Annotated in this window: 15 protein-coding genes; 3 read left to right on the top strand and 12 right to left on the bottom strand. The window is 70.9% G+C overall.

The window, feature by feature from the left end:
- Positions 1 to 17 precede the first annotated feature (17 nt).
- The 5 genes from RWN05_RS15935 to RWN05_RS15955 form a co-directional block, all read right to left on the bottom strand.
- Entirely contained in the window at positions 18 to 1,079 is a 1,062-nt protein-coding gene (locus tag RWN05_RS15935; protein ID WP_064294587.1) for a polyprenyl synthetase family protein, read from the bottom strand.
- Between the two features lie 102 nt (positions 1,080 to 1,181).
- A complete protein-coding gene (locus tag RWN05_RS15940) occupies positions 1,182 to 1,619 on the bottom strand; it encodes a hypothetical protein (RefSeq protein ID WP_064294588.1) in 438 nt (145 codons plus the stop codon).
- Between the two features lie 145 nt (positions 1,620 to 1,764).
- Entirely contained in the window at positions 1,765 to 3,324 is a 1,560-nt protein-coding gene (locus tag RWN05_RS15945; protein ID WP_064294589.1) for an APC family permease, read from the bottom strand.
- Between the two features lie 150 nt (positions 3,325 to 3,474).
- Positions 3,475 to 4,179 carry a demethylmenaquinone methyltransferase gene (locus RWN05_RS15950; RefSeq protein WP_079003281.1) on the bottom strand — a complete coding sequence of 235 codons (705 nt, stop codon included), beginning with the start codon at positions 4,177 to 4,179 and terminating at the stop codon, positions 3,475 to 3,477.
- 63 nt (positions 4,180 to 4,242) lie between these two features.
- Positions 4,243 to 4,923: an SDR family NAD(P)-dependent oxidoreductase gene (locus RWN05_RS15955; protein ID WP_064294591.1), complete on the bottom strand. Its 681-nt coding sequence runs from the start codon at positions 4,921 to 4,923 to the stop codon at positions 4,243 to 4,245.
- A gap of 101 nt (positions 4,924 to 5,024) precedes the next feature.
- Between RWN05_RS15955 and RWN05_RS15960 the strand changes: the two genes are divergently transcribed.
- Both RWN05_RS15960 and RWN05_RS15965 read left to right on the top strand, forming a co-directional pair.
- Positions 5,025 to 5,867, top strand: coding sequence for a helix-turn-helix transcriptional regulator (locus RWN05_RS15960; protein ID WP_285037956.1), 843 nt, complete (start codon positions 5,025 to 5,027; stop codon positions 5,865 to 5,867).
- A gap of 88 nt (positions 5,868 to 5,955) precedes the next feature.
- Positions 5,956 to 7,194 carry an isochorismate synthase gene (locus RWN05_RS15965; protein WP_314140273.1) on the top strand — a complete coding sequence of 413 codons (1,239 nt, stop codon included), beginning with the start codon at positions 5,956 to 5,958 and terminating at the stop codon, positions 7,192 to 7,194.
- 17 nt (positions 7,195 to 7,211) lie between these two features.
- Here the strand turns inward: RWN05_RS15965 and RWN05_RS15970 are convergent, their stop codons facing one another.
- Genes RWN05_RS15970 through RWN05_RS15980 form a run of 3 tightly spaced genes read right to left on the bottom strand, consistent with a single transcriptional unit; the run spans position 7,212 to position 10,286 of the window.
- Positions 7,212 to 8,075 carry a polyphosphate kinase 2 family protein gene (locus RWN05_RS15970; protein ID WP_314140274.1) on the bottom strand — a complete coding sequence of 288 codons (864 nt, stop codon included), beginning with the start codon at positions 8,073 to 8,075 and terminating at the stop codon, positions 7,212 to 7,214.
- 55 nt (positions 8,076 to 8,130) lie between these two features.
- Positions 8,131 to 9,867, bottom strand: a complete 1,737-nt coding sequence (gene menD, locus RWN05_RS15975; protein WP_314140275.1) for a 2-succinyl-5-enolpyruvyl-6-hydroxy-3-cyclohexene-1-carboxylic-acid synthase — start codon at positions 9,865 to 9,867, stop codon at positions 8,131 to 8,133.
- Positions 9,864 to 10,286 carry a PLD nuclease N-terminal domain-containing protein gene (locus RWN05_RS15980; protein ID WP_314140276.1) on the bottom strand — a complete coding sequence of 141 codons (423 nt, stop codon included), beginning with the start codon at positions 10,284 to 10,286 and terminating at the stop codon, positions 9,864 to 9,866. Before RWN05_RS15980 ends, menD begins: the two co-directional genes overlap by 4 nt.
- Positions 10,287 to 10,357: 71 nt before the next feature.
- On the opposite strand from RWN05_RS15980, the gene RWN05_RS15985 reads away from it, so the two are divergent.
- Positions 10,358 to 10,702: a DUF4229 domain-containing protein gene (locus RWN05_RS15985; RefSeq protein WP_064294643.1), complete on the top strand. Its 345-nt coding sequence runs from the start codon at positions 10,358 to 10,360 to the stop codon at positions 10,700 to 10,702.
- Here RWN05_RS15985 and RWN05_RS15990 read toward each other — a convergent pair.
- The 4 genes from RWN05_RS15990 to RWN05_RS16005 form a co-directional block, all read right to left on the bottom strand.
- Entirely contained in the window at positions 10,643 to 11,677 is a 1,035-nt protein-coding gene (locus RWN05_RS15990) for a 1,4-dihydroxy-2-naphthoate polyprenyltransferase (RefSeq protein WP_399543095.1), read from the bottom strand. The genes RWN05_RS15985 and RWN05_RS15990 overlap by 60 nt on opposite strands.
- Before the next feature lie 39 nt (positions 11,678 to 11,716).
- A complete protein-coding gene (locus tag RWN05_RS15995; protein ID WP_314140277.1) occupies positions 11,717 to 13,858 on the bottom strand; it encodes an acyltransferase family protein in 2,142 nt (713 codons plus the stop codon).
- 106 nt (positions 13,859 to 13,964) lie between these two features.
- Positions 13,965 to 15,125: an AMP-binding protein gene (locus tag RWN05_RS16000; RefSeq protein ID WP_314140278.1), complete on the bottom strand. Its 1,161-nt coding sequence runs from the start codon at positions 15,123 to 15,125 to the stop codon at positions 13,965 to 13,967.
- Positions 15,126 to 15,182: 57 nt separating this feature from the next.
- Entirely contained in the window at positions 15,183 to 16,109 is a 927-nt protein-coding gene (locus RWN05_RS16005; RefSeq protein ID WP_064294597.1) for a 1,4-dihydroxy-2-naphthoyl-CoA synthase, read from the bottom strand.
- Positions 16,110 to 16,117 lie beyond the last annotated feature (8 nt).

The following is a 16,117-nucleotide window of genomic DNA, read 5'->3' on the forward strand; positions in this document are numbered from 1 at the left end:
GTGGAGCGGCGCCGCCATCAACTCCTTCGGTCGACGATCGCCTTCGCGAAGTGCACGAGCGCCTTCTTGACCGAGCCGTCGGGCAGTGGAGCGAGTGCAGCGATCGCCTCGTCGGCCCACTGCCGGGCCTCGGCGAAGGTCCGCGCGGTCACGGCGTGGTCGCGCAGGGTGGCCACGAGCGCGGCGAACCGGACGGGGTCGTGGTCCGTCTCCGTGACCTCGGCGTCGAGACGGGCGACGAGCGCTGCCGCCTCGGGGTCGGCGACGGCCTCGCGGCGCAGGTAGAGCATGGGGAGGGTGACGACGCCGGCCCGGAGGTCGGTGCCGGGGACCTTGCCGGTCTCCTCCGGTTGCGGCGAGAGGTCGATGACGTCGTCGATGAGCTGGAAGGCGATGCCGACCTTCTCGCCGAACTCGACGACCGCGGTCTCGTACGCCTCGGGGGCGTTGGAGAAGATGACGCCGCTCCGGGCCGCGGCGGCGATGAGCGACCCGGTCTTGTCGGCGAGGACCTGGATGTAGTGCTCGACCTCGTCCTGGCCCTCGCGAGGACCGGTGGTCTCGTGCAGCTGCCCCAGCACGAGCCGCTCGAACGTGGCGGCCTGGATCCGGATCGCCCGCTCGCCGAGGTCGGCCATGATCTGGCTGGCGCGCGCGAACAAGAGGTCGCCGGTGAGGATGGCGGTGTTGTTGCCGAACACCTGGTGGGCGCTGGGCACGCCTCGACGCTTGTCGGCGTCGTCCATGACGTCGTCGTGGTAGAGCGAACCGAGGTGGGTGATCTCGATCGCCTCGGCCGCCCGCAGGACGTTGTCGGTGATGCCGTCGCCGAGCTGGGCGATGAGCATGGTGAGCAGGGGGCGAACCCGCTTGCCGCCGGCCTCGAGCAAATAGCGCGCGGTGACGTCCACGAGGTCGTCGGTGAACCCGAGCTGCTCCTCCAGACCGATCTCGAGTCGGGCCACGCCGTCGTCGATGGTCTTGGCGAGCTTGCGGTCTGCACCGGTCGCGAACATGCGTTCGGCAAGCCCGGCCTGGCTGGCCAGGTTGCTGACACGGCGGGTCGCGCTGGGATTCACAGCTCTAGCCTAGCCGGGGCAGCCCGTCACCGGTGCCGGAGGACCGGAATCGACGGGCGCGGTCAGGCGATTGGCAGCTGTGGTCGGACCACATGACTCGAATCAGCGGAGTCGCACGCCCTCGGCATCGTAGAACGCCAGGTGCGGGAACTCGTGCGCGAGGTCGAGCAGCATCGAGTACCCGTCGGTGTTGAGGGGCGGCCACGTCCAGGCGTCGACGCCCTGAGCGGTCGGCAGCGCAGCGCGGAAGAGGCCGGCCTCGACGCCGGTCCCGAGGTGTTTCGGTGGCACGACGACGAGGGCGATCCTGGCCGACGGCCCCGACGCGACGAACTGGAGCCGCGCACCGGTCGCGTCGTCTCGCACGATGAACTCTCGGGTGCCCGGGGTGTCAGGCGGGATCTCCGTGGTGTCGTAGCGCTCGTACGGCTTCGCGAACGCGGACTTCGCCCGCCTGGCGTTCATGAGGATGACGACGAGCACGAGACCGACGATCGCGATGCCCCAGATCCACGGGCCGCCTGGCAGGGTGTCCAACATCCCTCCAGTATGCCCGGCCCGCCTGGACGACCCCGGGAGATGCCCTTCGACAAGCTCAGGGACCGGAGGAAAGCTCAGGGACCGGAGGAAGGCTCAGGGACCGGAGGAAGGCTCAGGGACCGGAGGAAGGCTCAGGGACCGGAGGTCAGGTGAGACCACCGTCGACGGAGCGGCCGTACTCGATCGGCTCGTCCGGCACGAGGACCTCGGTGTCGCGATTGAGGCTCTCCCCGCGGAAGAAAGGCCGCGAGGCCTTTCGGCCGTACCAGAGCAGCATGAGCACGAACCCGAAGGCCAGCGAACCGACTCCGATGACGAACGTGCCGCCGACACCGAACAGGACCGTGTAGCCGTAGTCCACGTCGAACATGTCGATGCAGCTCTGCACGAAGGCGTAGGTGAGCATCAGCGCACCCAGCAGCGGGAACAGCCCCTTGAAGAAGAAGTCCTGTGCGGAGCGGAAGAGCACCTTGCGGAAGTACCAGACGCACGCGTACCCGGTGATGCCGTAGTAGAAGGCGATCGCGAGTCCGAGCGACAGGATCGAGTCGGCGAGGATGTTCTCGCTCACGAGCGTCATGCCGACGTAGTAGACGATCGCCACGATGCCCATGACGAGTGTGGAGAACGACGGGGTCTTGAACGTCGGGTGGACGGTCGCGAACCGTTTCGGCAGCGCCTTGTAGGCGGCCATCGAGAGCGTTCCACGAGCTGTCGGCAGGATCGTCGTCTGCGTCGAGGACACGGCCGAGATCAGGACGGCCACGACGAGGATCCAGGCCCAGGGACCGAGCACGAGGTCCTTGAGCGCGAGGAAGATGTCGTTCGCGTTGTCCTCGTTGCCGAGCCCGGTGCCCGTGTCGCCGAGCCCGGCGTAGGCCATGGCGGCGACCGTCACCGTGACGTAGGTGACGAGGAGGACGACGGTCGAGATGAGCGCTGCGCGACCCGGGATCTTCTGCGGGTCCTTCGTCTCCTCGTTCAGGGCCAGGCAGGTGTCCCACCCCCAGTAGATGAACAACGCGAGCAGCACGGCCTCGATGAACCCGTGATAGTCGCCGAAGGCGAACGGATTGAACCAGTCGAGCGAGACCGGCGTGGCGTTCGGAGCCGTGCCGTTCGCGACGCCGATGAAGGCGAACACGGCGAACAGCACGAGCGCGAGGTACTGGATCGCCAGGAGGATGTTCTGGATCCGCTCCCCCAGCTCGATGCCGCGGTACGAGACCCACGTCATGAGGGCGATGAACACGACACCGGTGGCGGTGACGAGTGGGACGTTCGAGGCGAGGGAACCGTCGCCGATGAGCAGCCACAGGTACTGCCCCGCGATCTGTGCGAGGTTCGCGAGCACCACGATGCCGGCGAGCGCGACGCCCCACCCGCCGATCCAGCCGGTGACCGGGCCGAAGGCCTTCGTCGCCCAGGTGAAGGTGGTGCCGCAGTCCGGCACGTCACGGTTCAGCTCGCGGTAGGCGAACGCGATGAACAGCATCGGGATGAAGGCGACGATGAAGGCGATCGGCGCCTGGGCGCCCACGGCGAGCACGACGAACCCGAGCGTCGCGACGAGCGAGTAGACCGGCGCGGTCGACGCCAGGCCGATGATCACGGAGCCGAAGAGGCCGAGGGTGCCGGTGGCGAGACCCTTGCCGCCGGTGGGTGATGCCGGCTGCGACCCGCGGGCCGTGTCCTGTGCTGTCATGACGGAACGGTAGGGCCGGGTGCACCCGTGTGTCAATGCTCCCGTTCGGGACTGGGCTACGGAATCAGTCGCGCGGCCTCATGGGAAGTGACGGGATCAACCGGTTCCACCCCTCGAGAATGCCGAGACGAACCCCGATGGTGACGCGACTCAGGCCGGCTTGAGTCCCCGGTGCAGGGCGACGATCCCGCCGGTGAGGTTGCGGTACGCGACGTGCTCGTAGCCCGCTTCGCGCAGCCAGGCGGCCAGCTCCGGCTGGCTCGGCCAGGCGCGGATCGAGTCGTTCAGGTAGGTGTACGCCTCGGCGTTCGACGATGCGACGCCCGCCACGAGCGGCATGACCCGCTCGAGGTAGAGGTTGTACGCGGCGCGCATGGGCCCGAACGTCGGCGTGGAGAACTCGCAGATGACGATGCGGCCGCCGGGCTTCGTGACCCGGAGCATCTCGGCGAGGGCGTCCTTCGGACGGACGACGTTGCGGAGGCCGAAGGAGATCGTCGTGGCGTCGAACTCCTCGTCGGCGAAGGGGAGGTCGGTCGCGTCGGCCTCGACGAACTGGATGTCGGAGCGGTCGGCGTACTTGTCGCGACCCACGGCGATCATGCCGGGCGAGAAGTCGGCGGCCACGACCTGCGCCCCGTTGCGGGCCAGCGCCGCGGAGGACGTGCCCGTGCCGGCGGCGAGGTCGAGGATGCGCTCACCGGCGGCCGGACCGACCGCACGAGTGGTCGCGATGCGCCACAGGGCGTCGTTCCCGACGGAGAGGACCGCGTTCATGCGGTCGTACTTCGTCGAGACGTCGTCGAACATGGCCGAGACCTGCTCGGGCTGCTTGGAGAGGTCGGCGCGGTTCACCCGTCCATCCTACGTCCGCGCCGCTGGGAGCCGGCCGTCCGAGCACGGCTCCCAGGCTCACGCTCAGTAGTCGATGCGTCCGTGCCGGTTGTGGAACTCGCCGGTGGGACCGTCCGGACCGAGCAGGGCGAGCGCGACGGTCGCGTCCGTCCCCTCGGTCACCGTCTGGTGGCCGCCGTGCCCGTTGAAGTCGGTCGCCGTGTAGCCCGGGTCGCTCACGTTCACCCGGAACCCGGGCAGGTTCTTCGCGTACTGCACGGTGAGCGCGATGACGGCCGCCTTCGACGCGGCGTACGGGATCGTCGGCACCGCGAACTCGTCGGCCCCCTCGGTGGTGAGGAAGCGCGGCCACCCGACCCCGGAGGCGACGTTCACGATGACGGGTCGGGACGAACGACGCAGGAGGGGCAACGCCGCCTGGGTGACGCGGACGAGACCCACGACGTTCGTGTCGAGGACGTCCTGCATCGACTCCGGCGCGAGGTCGTCGACGCCGAAGGACGTGCCGAGCACGCCGGCGTTGTTGACGAGCACGTCGAGCTCCGGGAGCGCCGCGAGGGCCGCATCGACGCTCGCCTGGTCGGTGACGTCGAGCTGGACGGGGTGGGCGCCGAGTGCGGCGACGGCATCGCCACGGCCCAGGTCGCGCATGCCGGCGTAGACGGTGTGGCCGGCGTCGATCAGTCGGCGTGCGGTTTCGAGTCCGAGGCTCTTGTTGGCCCCGGTGATGAGTGTGGTGGTCATGGGTCCATGCTCCGCCCGGCAGGGTCGGCCCGCCAGGCCCCGGTCGACAGGAGGACCGGCAGTACCAGGATGCGGACCGCCGCCGGGGGCACAATGGCCGCATGGACGAATTCGCCGGTGTGCTCCGGGCCTGGCGCGAACGGGTCTCCCCTGCCGAAGTCGGTCTCCCCGCCGGCCCAGGACGACGGACTGCCGGCCTGCGCCGCGAGGAGCTCTCCGCCCTCGCCGGCATCAGCGTGGACTACATCGTCAGGCTCGAGCAGGGTCGCGCCAAGAACCCTTCGCCGCAACTCCTCCGGGCGCTTGCGGTCGCCCTCCGACTGACGGATCAGGAGCGCGATCACCTCTACCGGGTCGCCGGAGCCGCTCCACCACCGCCCGGGGTCGTCCCCCGGCACATCGGTCCTGGCGTCCAGCGCATCGTCGACCGGCTCGGCGACGTGCCGCTGGCGGTCTTCTCCGCCGCCCACGACATCCTGCTCTGGAACCCGCTGTGGGCCGCGGTGAACGGCGATCCGTCCGCCCTCGTCGGCGACGATCGCAACCTGGTGTGGCGGCACTTCACCGCGGGGCACGAGGGCACCGACTTCGACGAGCAGCACGAGGAGGAGTTCGCGAGCGACCTCGCCGCAGACCTCCGGGCCGCGGTCGGGCGCTACCCGCGGGACGACGAGCTCGCACGACTCGTGGCCCGGCTGCGATCGGTGTCGCCCGAGTTCGAGCGACGCTGGGCGGAGGCCAGGGTCGCGGAGCACCGGGCGAGCCGGAAGACGGTCACGCGGACGCCGGTCGGACCGATCACCGTCGACTGCGACGTCCTGTCCACGCCGGGCGGCGACCTGCGCATCGTCGTCTACACGGCGGCACCGGGCACCGAGGACGCGGCGAAACTCGCACTGCTCGGGGTCACCGGGTTGCAGACGATCGGCACGCCCGGCCGGTGAACGCCCCGCCGACCAGGCCGTGAGCACCCCGCCACCGGTCGGGCTGCGGCGGGGAGTGACCCCTCCTGCGCGGGCGTAGGGTTGAACGGTGACCATTCCCCTGACCTCGTCACTGGTCGCCCAGACCGTCGCCATCGACGACCCGCGCCAGCTCCTCCCGTTCGCCGACCAGACCTCGCCGCTCCTCTGGGTGCGGAAGGGTCACGGGCTGGTCGGACTGGGTGAGGCGCTCCGCCTGGAGTTCTCGGGCCCCGACCGGTTCGCGCGTGCCGCGGCGGCCTGGCGGGACGTCTGCGCCGCAGCCGTGGTGACGGACGAGGTGCGACGCCCCGGGACCGGCCTGGTCGCGTTCGGCACGTTCGCCTTCGACGACGAGTCCTCCGCGACGAGCGTCCTCATCGTGCCGCGCACGATCATCGGCCGGTACCCCGACGCGAGCTTCATCACGCGGGTCTCCCTCGGCGACGGCGCCGAGGACGTCGATCCCGTGACCACGGCGTACGGGCCGGAGTACCGCATCCAGCTGACCCCCGGCGTGCAGAGCCGCGAGGGCTACCTCGAATCGGCCGAGCGCGCCATCGCCCGCATCAAGGCCGGCGGCCTCAGCAAGGTCGTGCTCGCTCGCGACCTGACCGGGCACCTCCCCGAGGAAGCGGACCGCCGCCGGGTGCTCCACGACCTCGCCCTCGCCTACCCCGACTGCTGGACCTACGCGGTCGACGGCTTCATCGGCTCGAGCCCGGAGACGCTCGTCCGAGTGGATCGGGGTGCCGTCTCGGCGCGCGTCCTCGCCGGCACGATCTCGCGTGGTCCCGACGCCGAGAGCGACCACGACCAGGCCGTCGCACTCATGACGAGCGCGAAGGACCAGGGTGAACACCAGTTCGCCGTGCAGTCCGTGCTGACCGCTCTGCAATCTCACAGTCCGCAGTTGCGCCGCAGCGAGGTCCCGTTCACCCTCAAGCTGCCGAACCTCTGGCACCTCGCGACCGACATCGAGGGACGACTCTCGGACGGCTCGTCCTCGCTCGACCTCATGGACGGCCTGCACCCGACGGCCGCCGTCGCCGGAACCCCGACCCGCGACGCCGTCACCCTCATCCGCGAGTTGGAACCGTTCGACCGCGGTCGCTACGCCGGTCCGGTCGGGTGGGTGGACGCCTCGGGCGACGGCGAGTGGGCGGTGGCCCTCCGTTGTGCGCAGATCGCACCCGACGGTGACATCACGGCCTACGCCGGCTGCGGCATCGTCGCCGACTCGGATGCCGCGACGGAGCTCGTCGAGACGAAGATGAAGTTCCGTCCGATCGTGGAGGCCTTCGGCTGAGCCGAGGCCCCACCGGTTCAGCTCGCCGCGAGTCGCGCCTGCTCGACGGCGATGTCGTAGTCGGCCGGCGGCCACTGCGGATCGATGTCCTCGAGGGCGTCGAGCAGCAGACGTTGGACCGCGATGCGCGCGTACCACTTGCGGTCCGCCGGCACGACGAACCACGGGGCTGCCTCGGTGCTCGTGCGCTCGAACGCCACCTGGTACGCGTCCTGATACGCCGGCCACAGCTCCCGTTCGTCCACATCGCCGGGGTTGTACTTCCAATGCTTGTCCGGACGCGCGAGCCGATCGGCGAGCCGTTCCTTCTGCTCCTCGGCGCTGATCTGCAGCATCACCTTGACGATACGGGTCCCGCTCGCGACGATGCCCGCCTCGAAGTCGTTGATCGCTCCGTACCGACGCTCGATCTCGTCCGGCTCCGCGAGCCGACGCACCCGGCCGATGAGGACGTCCTCGTAGTGCGAGCGGTCGAAGACGCCGATCTGACCGGGCTTCGGCAGGTGCGGCTCCACCCGCCAGAGGAAGTCGTGGGAGCGCTCCTCCTCCGTGGGCTTCTTGAAGGCGTAGTGGTGCACGCCCTGCGGGTCGACTGAGCCGACGACGTGCTTGACGATGCCGCCCTTGCCCGCCGTGTCCATCGCCTGCAGGACGAGGAGCACCGCTTCCGGGGCTCCCTGCGTGCTCGCCGCGAAGAGTCGCTCCTGCAGTTCGGACAGGGCGGGCACCCCCGCGTCCAGCTCGAGCCTGCCCTGCTGCTTGTCGCCGTCGAAGCCCGGCGTCGACCGGGGATCGACGTCGGCGAGGCTGAACCCCTCCCCCACGCGCAGCGTGTCTCGGGGTGGTGCGGTCCAGGTCGATGCGTGCTTCGATGCCGTCATCCGCCCATTGTGGCCGCAGGTCGCGTCGGAAGTCGACCCCGGGAGGACCCACGGATCAGGCGCGCGGCAGCGGGACCTCGATGAGGACGGGACCGGTCACCGGCGCGGTGAACGCCTGGTCGAGTTCCGTGCGGGTGCGGGCCGAGCGGTACTCCCAGCCGTAGGCCGTCGCGAGCGACTCGAGCCGGACGTGCTGCGGCGTGTACTGGACGCGGTCGAAGAGCGCTCCGGGTGCACTCTGGGCGACCTCGAGCGCGTCGAAGATGGTGCCACCGCCGTCGTTGCCGACGATCACCTGGAGACGCGGCGCGACGCCGTCGTCCAGGAGGAGCGCGCCGACGTCGTGGAGGAAGGCGAGATCGCCGAGGAGCACCCGCGTCACACCGGGACCCCCGTCGGCCTGGCTCGCCAGCGCGATCCCCGTGGCGGTGGCGATGGTGCCGTCGATGCCCGCGAGTCCGCGGTTGGCGTGCACGCTGATCTTGCGGCCGGGGACGAGGCCGTCGGCCACGCGGATGAGCCTCGACGCACCGACGACGAGACGGTCGTGCGGCCAGGTGGCGCGCCAGACCGCGTCGACGAGGACCTCGCGGGTGACCGGGAGCCGGACGGCCTCGAGCTCGGCCCGGACGGAGGCCAGTCGCTCGGCGGGTGTCGTCGAGTGCAGCCCGTCGAGATCGGGGGCTGCGGGCGAGGGGTCGATCACCCGTTCGCGGGATCCGACGACCCACGCTCCGAGCCAGGCGCGATCCGCGGGGCCCGCCTCGACGGCGACCGAGGACACGATCCGGTCGGCCCGTCGTCCGGGGTTGTAGACCTCGGCTCCGGCCGGGGCGACGACGATCGTCTCGACCTGCGGCTGCTGGAGCAGGAGCGGGACCTCGCGGCTGAGTGTCGGGTGGCCGAACACGACGACGCGCTCGACGGCCTCGCGGTAGTCGTCCTCGCGCAGCAGCTCCCGGTAGGCGGCGATGACGTTCCGCCCGAACCGTGATCCGCTCGACACCTCCGCGATGAGCGGCCACCCGCCGTCCGTCGCGAGCTGCTCGGCGGCCGGGCCGGAGTCGTGCCCGGCGACGACGAGGGTCCTGGGTCCACGCTCGAGCACGAGATGCGGTCGACCCGGGTAGAGCGGTGCCTCCGTGACGGCGTCCGTCGCGACCGGGACATCGGGGGCCGTCTCGGTCACCTCGGGTTCGAAGCTGCCCGAGAGCGGCTCCCGGAACGCGAGGTTCAGGTGCACCGGGCCCGGGTCGAGGACGTCCGTCGCGGCACGGTACGCCCGCCGGGCGAGATCGCGGGCGGCGTCCTGCTCACCCGATTCACCGGTCGGGGCCTCGACGACCACAGCGAGGCGCGCGGCGAACCCGTAGAGGTCGTCCTGCTTCGTCGTCTGGTTCGCCCGGATGCCGTGCGCCTCGGCGGGCCGGTCGGCTGTGAGGACGATGACCGGCACGCGAGAGTGATGCGCCTCGAGGACCGCCGGATGCAGGTTCGCGGTCGCCGTCCCCGAGGTCGTGATCACGACGGCCGGACGGTCGGTCTCGACGCCGAGGCCCAAGGCGAGGAAGCCGGCGACCCGCTCGTCGATGCGCACGTGCAGGGTGATCCGTCCGGAGGCCGCGAGCTCGGCGGCGGCGAGCGCGAGCGCCTGGGACCGGGAGCCGGGACAGACGACGACGTCGGAGACACCCGCGGCGACGAGCGCGTCGAGGAGCGACCATGCCGACGCGCTGGCCGGGCTCGACGAGGGAGCCGAGCCGACGGGCTCGGGAGCGGCGGACGGGTTCACGAGGCGCTCGGGGCGCCAGGCGGTCTGCGGCCGGAGCCGTCGTCGGGCGTGTCTGATCCTGGCGCGGGGTCGTCGTGCGTCGTCGCGTCCGGGCTCTCACCCGACTCGTCGTCGAAGCGGCTGAGCTCGTCCTCGAGGTCGCGGATGCGCTTCGTCTGCGCGCGGTCGGCGTCGAGCTTCTTGAGGAAGTCCGGGTCGTCGTCCGGGGCTGAGCCGCGGGGCACGGCCTTCGGAGCGCGGACCCGGCCGATGATCCACCAGAGGACTCCGCCGATGACAGGCAGGAGGAGGATGGCGATGATCCACGAGGTCTTGCTGATCCCTCGGACACGGTCGCGCGGCATCGTGGCACAGTCGACCACCGAGTACACGATGAAGACGACTGCCGCGACGGCGAGGCCGATCCAGAGACGAACCATGTCTCCATCGTAAACGCCAGGTGACGTGATTACCTGGGGTTGCCTTCAGGCGGGACGCCTAGACTTAGGTGGTGAAACGCGTTCCCGCCGCCGTCCGGTACACCATCCTCCGCCTCCTCGCGTTCGTGGTGCCGCTCCTGCTCCTCGTCTTCCTCACGGGTCTGCAGCCCTGGGTCGCCGCGATCATCGCCGCGATCATCGGGCTCTGCGTGTCCTACATCTTCCTGCGCACCCCGCGGGAGACCGTCGCGCAGGAGCTGTACGCCCGTCGACACGGCGACAAGCCGACGCCGCACGACGACGAGGACTCCGAGGACGCGGCGCTCGATGCGAGCGCGGCGACACCGGAAGCGTCGTCAGCCGGCGATGCCGGGCGTGTAGAAGAACGCCAGACCGAGGATCACCCCGAACGCTAGCTGCACGAGCCCCGTCAGCTTGAGCGCCAGGATCTGCTCTTTGGCCGTCGTGGAGAACAGCACGATCACGCACGCCGGGATGGCTGCGAGCAGCGCGAACATCGTGAACCAGGCGATCGGGTAGAAGAGCGCGAGGAACGCGGCGATGCCGAACGGCACGAGCAGCAGGACGCAGTAGAGCACCTTCGACGCGATCCGGCCGATGAAGGTCGACAGGGTGCGCTTCCCGACCGCCTTGTCCTGTTCGAGGTCGCGGAGGTTGTTGACGACGAGCGCGGCACAGGCGATGAGGCCCGCGCCGATCGCGCCGAACCATGCCTCCTGGTTCACGGTCCCGACCTGGACGAAGGTCGTGCCGAGTGTGGCGACGAGGCCGAAGAACACGAAGACGAAGACCTCGCCGAGCGCGAAGTACCCATAGGGACGCTTCCCGCCCGTGTAGAACCAGGCGGCGACGATCGCGACCGCCCCGACGAGGAGCAGCCACCAGAACTGGGTGAGGATCGTGAGGACGATGCCGGCCACGGCCGCGATCCCGAAGAACACCAGCGCGACGGTGAGGACCGTCTTGGGCTTCGCCGCGCCGGTACCGGTCAATCGGCTCGGGCCGACCCGGAGGTCGTCCGTTCCGCGGATGCCGTCGGAGTAGTCGTTGGCGTAGTTGACGCCGATCTGCAGCGCGAGCGCGACGACGAGGCAGAGCAGTGCACGGACCGGGTGGTAGACCCCGGGGCCCGCGATGATCGTCGCGGCGCCGGTGCCGATGAGCACGGGGGCGACGGCCATCGGCAGCGTGCGGATCCGCGCAGCACCGACCCAGTCGCCGAAGGTCGCCGGCTTCGCGAGGGGGACCTTGCGACCGCCACCGCGTGCGGGGTTGCCCGATCGTCCACCGTTCGCGCCACGACCCGCCGTGGGGCGCTGTGCGGACGTCTTCTGCTGTTTCGGCGCTGCCGGCCGTGCTCCATGTGCCACGACGGCGAGTCTACCCGCGGAGCCTCCGGGCGGACGGCGTCACAGAGCTCCGGCGGCCTGGAGGGATTGGAGGACCGCCGGGGCGATGTGCTCGGCGAACGCCGGGGTGAGGTGCACGCTGTCGTACTTCGTCGGCGTGGTCCCGGCGAAGGCCGGGCAGACGCCATCCGCACAGCTGAACGGGAGCGACGAGACGAAGCGCTCGCCGGCCGCGGCGGCCGCGGACTCGGTCGCCGCCGCGAAGTCGTTCCAGGCCGCGTCGACGCCGACGGCGCAGTCCTGCGGACTGGACACCCTCGAGTAGCAGGACCCGAGATCCGCGCCGAGGGGCGGCGGCGCGAGGAACACGACGCGGCCGGGGACCTGATAGCCCGCAGTCTCGGCGAGCGCCGACGCGACCATCGACGTCGTGTCGAGCGATCGGCCGTCGGTGGTGCGACCTGCGGCGAACGCGTTCGAGACGATCACGAGGTCGGGCTGGTCCGCGGCGATGCGTTCGGCGATGTCGTGCTTCCGGGTCGGGCAGTCGTCCATCACCCCCGCGCCGCTGTTCTGGATGAGATCCTGCGTGAAGCGGCACCCGTACAGACCGATGGTGGTGATCCGTACGGCCCCGCCGCTCTGATCGGCGATGGCCCGGAACGCCGGCGCGTAGGCGAGCGCGGTCGAGTCGCCGACGAGGTAGACGTGCTTCGGCGCAGCGGCATCCCCCCAGGTGCACGAGCCGTCGTCGGGCGTCGAACCCAGGTCGAAACAAGCCCGGGCGGGGTTGGTGCTCGAGGTCGCGCGGATCGCGTCGTCGAGGCTCGGCGAGAGGTTGTCGGGCCATGCGGAAGCCTGGCTCGCGAGTTGCAGCTCGGCGGCGATGCCCTGGAGCGGGTCTCCCGCCGGTGCCGCGACTGCCGCCGGTCCCCCGGTGGCCACCGGCATGCGGAGCGCGGGGCCGATGGCGATCACCGCGAGCCCGGCGACGATCACGAGCCCGACCGCCGAGTAGAGGAACTGGGAGGCGAACCGCTCGCGCCAGGCGGTCCAGGCGGCGTCCCTGGCGTCGCGGTCGCCGTGGAAGGAACCCACGAGCGGCGTGCGGTGCAACGGCTGTTCGATGAGCAGGAAGGAGAGCACCGAGACCCCGAGGATGAGCCCGAGCATCCCCGGGACCGTGCTGAGGGCGGTGTCGGGGACGAGCATCGGTACGAACACGAGGATCGGGAGGTGCCAGAGGTAGAGCGAGTAGGAGATCGCTCCGACGCCACGGCTCAGCGGGTTCGTGAGCGGGAACATCCAGCGCGGGTACGCGGGACCGGCTCCGGTCCCGGCGGCGATGACCAGCATCGCGGCGGCGACGGGGGCGACCGCCCAGGGACCGGGGAACCCGATCGACCCGGTGATGAGCAGCGCGGATGCGACGATGCCGACGAGCCCCGCCCATCCGGCGACCACCCGGAGCGCCAGCGGCACCCGGGCGAGGAGCGGAGCGAACACGGCCAGGAGTGCGCCGGCCCCCAGCTCCCACACTCGCGCGCCGGTCGCGAAATAGGCGGCCTGCGGGGCCGCCCCCGACTGCCACACGGCGACGGCGAAGGAGGCCGCGATGAGGATGACGAGGACGCCACCGACGACGAGGCGCGAGCGCATCACGGGTCGGGCTCCGCGGGCCGCGACGGCGAGGAGGACGAGGAGCAGCACCGGCCACACGAGGTAGAACTGCTCCTCGATCGAGAGGGACCAGAAGTGCTGCAGCGGTGATGCGGCGTCCGTCGCGTGGAAGTAGTCGGTGCCCGACGCCTCGAAGCGCCAGTTCGAGACGAGCAGCGCGGCCGACACCGCGTCCCACCAGGTCGCGAGCGCCCGCGGCGCGTTGAAGAGCCACGACGCCAGCGCGACGGTCGCGGCGAGGACGACGAGCGACGCGGGCAGGATCCGCTTGATCCGCCGACCGAAGAAGGCCGGCAGGGAGATGCGTCCGGAACGCTCGTGCTCGCGCAGGAGCAACCCGGTGATGAGGAAGCCGGAGATCACGAAGAACACGTCCACACCCACGAAGCCGCCGGCCGGTCGGCCGGTCGCGTGGGCGAGGATCACGGCGGTGACTGCGACCGCCCGCATCCCCTGAATGTCGGCGCGGAACGCCGTCGTCGGCCTCGTGGGCGCAGCGCCCGTGTCGGTCCCCGTTGTCACCTGTCGTCGTCCCCCGGCTACGGTCGCTCGTCGACACGCATGAGAGAGCATGCCCTATGCGACAACCGCCTGCAAACCGGCCCTCGCGGTCACGCGGAGGACGGGCTCAACCCAGTCGCGAGCGGAGTGCGACGAGGTCGGGTTTGCCGCTCGCGAGCAGCGGCAGCTCTGCCAGACGGACCAGTCGGGCGGGGCGGGCCGGGCGGCCGAGCGCCTCCGCGACCGTGTCCCGCGCGGCCTGGAGCAGTGCGTCGTCCGCCAGATGATCGGCGGGGGTCGCGGCGTCCGTCACGATCACGGACGCCTGACCGAACCGCTCCTCGGCGACGGCGACGACGACGGCCTCGGCCAGCCCCGGCACCGACCGGACGACCGCCTGCACACGGTCGAGGGAGATGTTCACCCCGCCGCTGATGATCACGTTGTCGGCCCGCCCGGTCACCCGGACGACGCCGTCGACGAACTCGGCGGTGTCGCCGGTGCGGTACCACCGTCGGCCGCCGTCGTCCGGGAAGGCGGTCGCCGTGCGGTCCGGTTCGCCGAGGTAGCCCTCGGCGAGCACCGGCCCGGCGAGGAGGAGCTCCCCGTCCGCCAGCCGGGGTTCGACACCGGGGAACGGCACGCCGTCGTAGAGACAGCCGCCGGACGTCTCGCTGGAACCGTAGCTCCGCACGACGCGGATGCCGAGCGCTGCGGACCGCTCGAGCAGCGGAGCGGGGGTGGCCTGTCCCCCGACGAGCAGCCCGGCGAGTCCGGCGAGCGCGTCGCGCACGGAGGTGCTCGTCTCGGCGGCGTCGACGAGCAGGCGCAGCTGCGCCGGCACGAGGGCGACGAAACCGTCATCGGCGTCGAGCCGCTCGACGAGTCCGCAGAACGCCCGGGCGTCGAACGATCCAGCCGGGGTCTCGATCGGCCTGGTCCCGGCGACGATCGACCGGAGCAGCACATTGACGCCGGCGATGTAATGCGTCGGGAGCGCCAGGATCCACTGCGACGATCTGCGGTGGGCCCCCGGGCCACCCAGAGCCATCGCGGAACCCGCCGCGCTGGCCAGGAGGGCGTCGGCCGCGAGGGCGACCCGCTTCGGCACACCCGTCGAACCGGAGGTCTCGATCACGAGGGCCACCCGGTCGTCGACCACGGCCGGTGCCGCGGACGATCCGTGTTGCATCGGGAGGACCGCGGGTCCGGAACCGTCGAGCGCCGTGTCCAGGGCCGCGAGCATCGCCGAGGCGGACGCGTCGACGGGGAGCAGCTGACGGGTCATGGATTCAGCGTACGCCGGGTACGTCGCAACTCCGCCGCCCCCTCGGCGTCTCGGAGCTCAGAACTGCCAGGGGAACGGAGCCCAGTCCGGCTTGCGCTTCTCCAGGAAGGCGTCGCGTCCCTCCACCGCCTCGTCGGTGCCGTACGCGAGGCGGGTGGCCTCGCCTGCGAAGACCTGCTGGCCGACGAGACCGTCGTCGACGGCGTTGAAGGCGAACTTGAGCATGCGGATGGCGGTCGGCGACTTGCCGAGGATGGTGCGGGCCCAGGCGACCCCGGTCTGCTCCAGCTCGGCGTGCGGGACGACCGCGTTGATCGCGCCCGCCTGCAGCGCGCGCTCCGCGTCGTACTCCTGGGCGAGGAAGAACACCTCACGGGCGAACTTCTGGCCCACCTGCTTGGCGAAATACGCGCTCCCGTACCCGGCGTCGAAGGAACCGACGTCGGCGTCGGTCTGCTTGAACCGCGCGTGTTCCCGACTCGCGATCGACAGGTCGCACACGACGCCGAGGGAGTGCCCGCCACCCGCGGACCATCCGGGCACGAGGTTGATGACGACCTTCGGCATGAAGCGGATGAGCCGCTGGACCTCGAGGATGTGCAGGCGGCCGTTGCGCGCAGCGTCGATGCCGCTCGCCGTCTCGTCGTCTGCGGCGTCGTCGCTCGCGTACCGGTAGCCGTCGCGACCACGGATGCGCTGGTCGCCGCCCGAGCAGAACGCCCAGCCGCCGTCCTTCGCGCTCGGACCGTTCCCGGTGAGCAGCACCACACCGACGGTCGGGCTCTGGCGCGCGTGGTCGAGCGCGCGGTACAGCTCGTCGACGGTGTGCGGGCGGAAGGCGTTGCGCACCTCGGGGCGGTCGAACGCGATGCGCACGAAGCCGCCCTCGCGCGCGACGTGGTACGTCAGATCGGTGAGGTCCTCGAACCCCGGTACGACGTCCCAGATCTCCGGGTCGAACAGTTCGGACACTCGATCGCTCATGCGTCCAG

Source organism: uncultured Plantibacter sp. (genome assembly GCF_963518075.1).
Classification (GTDB): Bacteria; Actinomycetota; Actinomycetes; order Actinomycetales; family Microbacteriaceae; genus Plantibacter; species Plantibacter flavus_A.

Excerpts from the sequence above, each read along its gene's own strand:
- RWN05_RS15955 (WP_064294591.1), bottom strand. The coding sequence starts at position 4,923 with ATGACCACCACACTCATCACCGGGGCCAACAAGAGCCTCGGACTCGAA.
- RWN05_RS15945 (WP_064294589.1), bottom strand. The coding sequence starts at position 3,324 with ATGACAGCACAGGACACGGCCCGCGGGTCGCAGCCGGCATCACCCACC.
- RWN05_RS15980 (WP_314140276.1), bottom strand. The coding sequence starts at position 10,286 with ATGGTTCGTCTCTGGATCGGCCTCGCCGTCGCGGCAGTCGTCTTCATC.
- RWN05_RS15970 (WP_314140274.1), bottom strand. The coding sequence starts at position 8,075 with ATGACGGCATCGAAGCACGCATCGACCTGGACCGCACCACCCCGAGAC.
- RWN05_RS15960 (WP_285037956.1), top strand. The coding sequence starts at position 5,025 with ATGGACGAATTCGCCGGTGTGCTCCGGGCCTGGCGCGAACGGGTCTCC.
- RWN05_RS16005 (WP_064294597.1), bottom strand. The coding sequence starts at position 16,109 with ATGAGCGATCGAGTGTCCGAACTGTTCGACCCGGAGATCTGGGACGTC.
- RWN05_RS16000 (WP_314140278.1), bottom strand. The coding sequence starts at position 15,125 with ATGACCCGTCAGCTGCTCCCCGTCGACGCGTCCGCCTCGGCGATGCTC.
- RWN05_RS15940 (WP_064294588.1), bottom strand. The coding sequence starts at position 1,619 with ATGTTGGACACCCTGCCAGGCGGCCCGTGGATCTGGGGCATCGCGATC.